We start from the raw sequence: 7,206 nt of genomic DNA, 5'->3' as shown, positions 1-7,206 counted from the left end.
GGCGAGACGGAAGAAGTCATTGCCGAGCTGCTCACGCACGGCGAAGAGATCATCCTGGCCAAGGGTGGCGACGGCGGCTTCGGCAACCTGCACTACAAGACCAGCACCAACCGCGCCCCGCGCCAGAAGACCGTGGGCTGGCCCGGCGAGATCAAGAACCTGAAGCTGGAGCTGCGCGTGCTGGCCGACGTCGGCCTGCTCGGCATGCCCAACGCGGGCAAGTCCACGCTGATCACCGCGATCTCGAACGCGCGCCCCAAGATCGCCGACTACCCGTTCACGACGCTGCACCCCAACCTGGGCGTGGTGCGTGTCGGCCCGAGCCAGAGCTTCGTGGTCGCCGACGTGCCGGGCCTGATCGAGGGCGCCTCCGAAGGTGCCGGCCTGGGCCACTACTTCCTGCGCCACCTGCAGCGCACCCGCGTGCTGCTGCACATGGTGGACGCGGTGCCCTTCGACGAGGGTGTCGATCCGGTCGCGCAGATCCGCGCCATCGCCAAGGAGCTGAAGAAGTACGACAAGGCGCTCTACGACAAGCCGCGCTGGCTCGTGCTCAACAAGCTCGACATGCTGCCGGACCCCGAGGAGCGCAAGGCGCGCGTGAAGGACATCGTGCGCCGCCTGCGCTGGAAGGCGCCGGTGTTCGAGATCTCGGCCCTGACCCGCGAGGGCTGCGAGCCCCTGATCCGGGCGCTCTACCAGCATGTGGCGGCCCTCAATGCCCCCCCGATCGAGGTGCCGGACGTGCGCTTCGTCGAGGCCGACAACGAAGCCACGCCGCCTGATCCGACCGACCCGCGCTTTCGCTGAGCACGCGCCGGGTTCTTTTTTCGCGAGGTCGCCATGAGTGAAGTTCTGCTGAACGCCCGCCGCATTGTCATCAAGGTCGGCTCCAGTCTGGTCACCAACGAGGGCCGCGGCCTGGACGCCGAGGCGATCCACGCCTGGTGCGTGCAACTTGCCGCGCTGGTCCGGCAGGGGCGCGAGGTGGTGATGGTGTCGTCCGGTGCCATCGCCGAGGGCATGAAGCGCCTGGGCTGGGCAACGCGGCCGAAAGAACTGCACGAGCTGCAGGCCGCCGCCGCCGTTGGTCAGATGGGGTTGGCGCAGATCTACGAGACGTCCCTGCGCGCGCAGGGTCTCGGCAGCGCGCAGGTGCTGCTCACGCATGCCGATCTGGCCGACCGCGAGCGCTACCTGAACGCCCGCTCGACGCTGCTGACGCTGCTCGGGCTGGGTGTGGTGCCGGTGATCAACGAGAACGACACCGTCGTCACCGACGAGATCAAGGTCGGTGACAACGACACGCTGGGGGCGCTGGTGGCCAATCTGGTCGATGCCGATGCGCTGATCATCCTCACCGACCAGAAGGGCCTGTACTCGGCCGATCCGCGCAAGGATCCCGAGGCGACGTTCATCCACGCAGCCGTGGCCGGCACACCCGAGCTGGAGCAGATGGCCGGTGGTGCGGGTTCCAGCATCGGCAAGGGCGGCATGATCACCAAGATCCTGGCCGCGAAGCGGGCCGCCGGCAGCGGAGCCTCCACCGTGATCGCCTGGGGCCGCGAGCCGGACGCGCTGCTGCGGCTGGTGGCGGGCGAGTCCATCGGCACGCTGCTGGTGGCCACGACACCCAAGGTGGCGGCGCGCAAGCAGTGGATGGCCGACCACCTCCAGCTCAAGGGTGCAGTGGTCGTGGACGATGGCGCGGCGCTCAAGCTGCGCGACGAAGGCAAGAGCCTGCTGCCGATCGGCGTCGTGGAAGTGCAGGGCGACTTCGCCCGTGGCGACGTGATCGCGGTGCGCACGCAGACCGGCGCCGAGATCGCCCGTGGCCTGGCGAACTACGCTTGCAGCGAGACCCGGCTCATCGCGCGCAAGCCGTCATCGCAGATCGAAGGGCTGCTGGGCTATGCCAACGAGTCCGAGCTGATCCACCGGGACAATCTGGTTCTCGTGTGATTTCTGAAAAATCTCCCCCCAGGTTTGCGGTGTTCGGTGATTAATTTTGCAATTCAGGCGTATGGGTCTCCCGTGAAGCGGGGTAGTGATTTTTCTGGTACTGCCTAGACTTGGCTCTGAACTGCCCGGATGTGCTGTCACCTGATTCAGCACCTGCATCGGCGGTCCGCACCAACTCACGGAGAGATCAATCATGGGCATTCCTTCATTTCGTCTTGCTTCCATCGCGGCTGGCGTTGCACTGACGCTGCTGGCTGGCACCAGCCAAGCACAAGTCACCGGGCTGGATGACACGCAGTTCAACCTGGCGCTGGGTGTCGAGTGGTTCACCGGCGGCACCGCTGCGTCGATCGGCAACCTGGCTGGCAATACGTTCGCCGCCTTGGACAACAGCGAGTACATCTACCAGAGCTTCACGGTCGGTGCGGGCGGTTCTTACACGGTGAGCTTCGATGCCTACGGCACGGGTCTGGCCGAGTTGTTCAACTCGACGACGTCGGGTTCGCCTGACTACAGCTCGCTGGCTGGTTCGGCCAGCCCCGCACCGGGCGCCTGGGGAACGCCGCCCACGCCGGGATGGCAGCCGGTTTCCTTCACGTTCACGGCTGCACCGCTGGCGTCCTACCACCTGTATTTTTCGGGCAATGGCACGCAAGGCCTGCTGGTCGACAATGTCTCGGTGGCCGCGGCTGTGCCGGAACCCGAGTCCTACGCGATGATGATCGCCGGTCTGGGCGCCCTGGGTTTCATGGCCCGCCGCCGCAAGCAGCCGCAAGCCGGAGCTTGAGCGACTTGGCAACCTCGGTTGCCATGAAAAAAAGCGCCTCGATCGAGGCGCTTTTTTGTTGTGGATCGATTCAGCCCAGCACCGGCGCCAGCGCCCGACGTGCATCGGCTTCGCTCAGTGCCTGCCGCGCCGCGAAGTCCGCCAGCTGGTCTTCACCGATCTTGCCGACGTTGAAATACGCCGATTCGGGATGCGCCAGGTAGAAGCCGCTGACGCTGGCTGCCGGGGTCATTGCCAGGCTCTCGGTCAGGTCCATGCCGATGTCGCGGGCGTCCAGCACCTCGAACATCGCGCGCTTGACGAGGTGGTCCGGGCAGGCCGGATAACCCGGTGCCGGGCGGATGCCACGGTATTGCTCGGCGATCAGCGCCTCGTTGCTCAGTGTCTCATCCGCCGCGTAGCCCCACAGCTCGGTGCGCACGCGCTGGTGCAGCCGCTCGGCGAAGGCCTCGGCCAGCCGGTCGGCCAGCGCCTTGAACATGATCGCGCTGTAGTCGTCGAGGTCGTCGATGAACTGGCGCTCCTTCTTCTCGATACCCAGCCCGGCCGTCACCGCGAACAGGCCGATGTAGTCCGGCTTCGTGCCCTTCGGCGCGATGAAGTCGGCCAGGCTGCGGTTCGGCCGGCGCACGCCGTCGATCACCGGCCGCTCCGACTGCATGCGCAGCGGCTGCCAGCGCAGCACCACGGTCGCGCGTGACTCGTCGGCGTAGACCTCGATCGTGTCGTCGTCCACCGTGTTGGCGGGCAGCAGGCTGATGACACCGCTGGCCTGCAGCCAGCGGCCTTCGATCGCGCGCTGCAGCAGCCGCTTGCCATCGCTGAACACGCGCACCGCCTCGCTGCCGACGACGTCGTCCTTCAGGATCTCCGGAAACTTGCCCGCCAGATCCCAGGTCTGGAAGAACGGCGCCCAGTCGATGCACTGCGCCAGTTCCGCCAGGTCGTAGTTGCGGAACACGCGCCGACCGATGAACTTCGGCTTCGGCGGGGTGTAGGCGGCCCAGTCGAGCGGCGTCTTGTTGGTCCGCGCCGTCGCCAGCGGCACCATCGGCGTGGCCTTCTTGCTGGCGTGCTGGGTGCGCACGCGGTCGTAGTCGGCGTGGAGTTCGTCGATGAACTTCGCGGCGCGCTCGTCGCTGAGCAGGTCCGAACACACGCCCACCGAACGCGAGGCATCCGGCACGTAGACCACCGGCCCGGTGTAGTGCGGCGCGATTTTCACGGCGGTGTGGACCCGCGAGCAGGTCGCACCACCGATCAGCAGCGGCGTCTGGCGTTCGCGGAAGTAGTCATCACGCTGCATCTCGGCCGCAACGTGCTGCATCTCCTCCAGGCTCGGCGTGATCAACCCGGACAGGCCGATGATGTCCGCGCCTTCCTCGCGTGCCTTCTTCAGGATGTCCTGGCACGGGACCATCACGCCCATGTTGACCACCTCGAAGTTGTTGCACTGCAGGACCACGGTGACGATGTTCTTGCCGATGTCATGCACGTCGCCCTTGACGGTGGCGATGACGATCTTGCCTTTCGGCTTGGCCTCGCCGCCCGCATCGACCATTGCCTTCTTCTCGGCCTCGATGTAAGGCAGCAGGTGCGCGACCGCCTGCTTCATCACGCGGGCCGACTTCACCACCTGCGGCAGGAACATCTTGCCGGCGCCGAAGCGGTCGCCGACGATGTTCATGCCAGCCATCAGCGGGCCTTCGATGACGTGCAGCGGCCGGCCGCCACGGGCTGAAATCGCCTGCCACGCCTCCTCGGTGTCGGCGTTGATGAAGTCGGTGATGCCGTGGACCAGCGCGTGGCTCAGCCGGTCATCGACGCTGACCGGATGGTCTGCCGTGCCGCGCCACGCCAGCTTGGCCGAGTCGTCCTTGGCGGCGCCCTTGGCGGTTTCGGCGATCTCGATCAGGCGCTCGCCCGCGTCGGGGCGGCGGTTCAGCACCACATCCTCCACGCGCTCGCGCAGCACCGGCTCCAGGTCGTCGTACACGCCGACCATGCCCGCGTTGACGATCCCCATGTCCATGCCGGCCTGGATCGCGTGGTACAGGAAGACGGTGTGGATCGCCTCGCGCACCGGCTCGTTGCCGCGGAACGAGAAGCTCACGTTCGACACGCCACCCGAGACCTTGGCGCCGGGCAGGTTGGCCTTGATCCAGCGCGTGGCGTCGATGAAGTCCACGGCGTAGTTGTCGTGTTCCTCGATGCCGGTGGCGATGGCGAAGATGTTGGGGTCGAAGATGATGTCTTCTGCAGGGAAACCGACCTCATCGACCAGGATCCGGTAGGCCCGCTCGCAGATCTCGACCTTGCGGGCGTAGGTGTCGGCCTGGCCTTTTTCGTCGAAGGCCATCACGACCGCCGCCGCGCCGTAGCGCTTGACCAGCTTCGCCTGGCGCTTGAACTCTGCCTCGCCCTCCTTCATCGAGATCGAGTTGACGATGCCCTTGCCCTGGATGCACTTCAGGCCCGCCTCGATCACGCTCCACTTGGACGAATCGATCATGATCGGCACGCGGGCGATTTCCGGCTCGCCCGCGATCAGGTTCAGGAAGCGCACCATCGCCGCCTGGCTGTCGAGCATGGCCTCGTCCATGTTGATGTCGATGACCTGCGCGCCGTTCTCGACCTGCTGGCGGGCGACAGCCAGGGCGCGTTCGTACTCGCCGGCCAGGATCATCTTGGCGAAGACCCGCGAGCCGGTGACGTTGGTGCGCTCGCCGACGTTGACGAACAGGGTGCCGGCACCGATCTCGACCGGCTCCAGGCCGGACAGGCGCATCGGGGGAGGGGGAGTGCGTGCAGCGGTAGTCATGGGTGCGGTCAGGGAGATTCTGTGAACCCCGAAGCGATGGACGTACCCGCACCCCAGGGCGGGTGGCTCGATTTTACCGAATGGCGTTCCCGACGCGCCAAAGCCAATCTGGCGGAGGGTCGGGCGGCTTCGTATAAGATTTCCAGCCAGAGCCGAAGTCAGCTGAAAACAGCAGAAACTCACGGGAATCCTGCCGGACGGAGCGAGGCCATGTACCGTCCGGGATTCAACATTCAGCACGGAGCGCTCCATCAGGGGCGATGCAGTACATGGGCTCCAACCAACCGCATCTGCTGCTGGTCGATGACGACATCGCTGCGATCCAGGTCCTGGGTCGAATCCTGGCGCAATACCCCGAACAGCATTTCGCCACCTCGGGCGATGACGCGCTCGAACAGGCCAGGGCCTGCCGCCCGGACATCATCCTGCTCGATGCGGACATGCCAGGCATGTCGGGGTTCGATCTGTGCCGTCTGTTCAAGCGCGACCCCGCACTGAAGGATGTGCCCGTGATCTTCACGACAGCCCACCCGAGCGTGGCGTTCCAGGTGTCCGCATTCGACTGCGGCGCTTCCGATTTCGTTGCCAAGCCGGTGGCACCGGACCACCTGCGCGCCCGGGTCCGCGCTCACCTGCGAGACACCTGGCACCGACCGAATGACCCTGACGCTTCCGAGTGACGGACTGCCAGAGGCCGCTTTCCGCGATGAACGCCACCATCCTGATCGTCGACGATGACCCGGGCGCGATCCAGGTGCTGGCGCGCATGCTGGAAGACCTGGGCGACGTGTGCATGGCCACCGATGGCCAGGAGGCCTTGCGTCTGATGGCCAGCCAGCGGCCGGACCTCGTGCTGCTGGATGCGGACATGCCCGGTCTGAACGGTTTTGCGGTCTGCGAGAGGCTCAAGGCGGACCCGGATCTGGCGGACATCCCCGTCGTGTTCGTCACCGCCAACCACACGGCCGAGTTCGAGGTGTCGGGCTTCGAAGCCGGCGCTGCCGACTACATCACCAAACCGGTGGTTGCGCCGCTGGTACGGGCCCGGGTGCGCACGCAGCTCAAGATCAAGCGCCTGTCGGACGAGCTTCGGCGCATCGCGACCGAAGACCCGCTCACGGGCGTGGCGAACCGGCGCCGCTTCGACACGCTGATGCTGCGTGAACTGGCGATCGCTCAGCGCAGCGGCCAGCCGCTGGCGCTGATGATGATCGACATCGACCAGTTCAAGGCCTACAACGACCACTATGGACACCCGGCTGGCGACGGCTGCCTGCGCGCCGTCGCCGGTGCGGTGGCGAGCGCCTGCCAGCGTCCGACCGATCTCGTGGCCCGCATCGGTGGCGAGGAGTTCGCTGTGCTGCTGGCGCAGACGTCGCTGGCGGCCTCGGCCACGGTGGCCGGTCGCATCCTGGATGCCGTGGCGGCGCTCGATCTGCCGCACCACGGCGTCGGATTGCAGGCACGGGTCAGTGTCAGCGTGGGTGTGGGTGCGGTGGACCTGGCGGGCGAGGCGACTGCGCCAGACATGGCCCGGACGATGGACGCGCTGCTGGCGTCGGCCGATGCGTCCCTGTACGAGGCCAAGCGGTCCGGGCGCAACCGTGCCTGTGCACTGCATGCGGATGGCGACGGG

At 66.5% G+C, this 7,206-nt stretch carries 6 protein-coding genes; 5 read left to right on the top strand and 1 reads right to left on the bottom strand.

What is annotated here, in order from left to right:
* The 3 genes from cgtA to AB3X43_RS12535 all read left to right on the top strand — a co-directional run.
* Positions 1-810, top strand: an 810-nt coding sequence (gene cgtA, locus AB3X43_RS12545) for an Obg family GTPase CgtA (RefSeq protein WP_369430191.1), incomplete at its 5' end; no start/stop codon positions are given.
* A 33-nt stretch (positions 811-843) separates the two neighbouring features.
* Entirely contained in the window at positions 844-1,962 is a 1,119-nt protein-coding gene (proB, locus tag AB3X43_RS12540; RefSeq protein WP_369430190.1) for a glutamate 5-kinase, read from the top strand.
* A 193-nt stretch (positions 1,963-2,155) separates the two neighbouring features.
* The gene (locus tag AB3X43_RS12535; protein WP_369430189.1) at positions 2,156-2,749 is read left to right on the top strand and encodes a PEP-CTERM sorting domain-containing protein; all 594 of its coding nucleotides are present in this window, start codon (positions 2,156-2,158) and stop codon (positions 2,747-2,749) included.
* Between the two features lie 70 nt (positions 2,750-2,819).
* Here AB3X43_RS12535 and metH read toward each other — a convergent pair whose 3' ends face one another.
* Positions 2,820-5,537: a methionine synthase gene (gene metH / locus AB3X43_RS12530; protein ID WP_473965119.1), complete on the bottom strand. Its 2,718-nt coding sequence runs from the start codon at positions 5,535-5,537 to the stop codon at positions 2,820-2,822.
* Between the two features lie 302 nt (positions 5,538-5,839).
* Between metH and AB3X43_RS12525 the strand changes: the two genes are divergently transcribed.
* Together AB3X43_RS12525 and AB3X43_RS12520 are read left to right on the top strand one after the other, a co-directional pair.
* Entirely contained in the window at positions 5,840-6,250 is a 411-nt protein-coding gene (locus tag AB3X43_RS12525; protein WP_369430187.1) for a response regulator, read from the top strand.
* A 26-nt stretch (positions 6,251-6,276) separates the two neighbouring features.
* The coding region (locus tag AB3X43_RS12520; RefSeq protein WP_369430186.1) for a diguanylate cyclase at positions 6,277-7,206 on the top strand (930 nt) is incomplete at its 3' end.

This window comes from Sphaerotilus sp. (genome assembly GCF_041083715.1).
Classification (GTDB): domain Bacteria; phylum Pseudomonadota; class Gammaproteobacteria; order Burkholderiales; family Burkholderiaceae_C; genus Sphaerotilus.
The sequence above is the reverse complement of the archived record's forward strand: the minus strand, read 5'-3'. Positions and strand labels throughout refer to the sequence as shown.

Excerpts from the sequence above, each read along its gene's own strand:
- proB (WP_369430190.1), top strand. The coding sequence starts at position 844 with ATGAGTGAAGTTCTGCTGAACGCCCGCCGCATTGTCATCAAGGTCGGC.
- AB3X43_RS12535 (WP_369430189.1), top strand. The coding sequence starts at position 2,156 with ATGGGCATTCCTTCATTTCGTCTTGCTTCCATCGCGGCTGGCGTTGCA.
- metH (WP_473965119.1), bottom strand. The coding sequence starts at position 5,537 with ATGCGCCTGTCCGGCCTGGAGCCGGTCGAGATCGGTGCCGGCACCCTG.
- AB3X43_RS12525 (WP_369430187.1), top strand. The coding sequence starts at position 5,840 with ATGGGCTCCAACCAACCGCATCTGCTGCTGGTCGATGACGACATCGCT.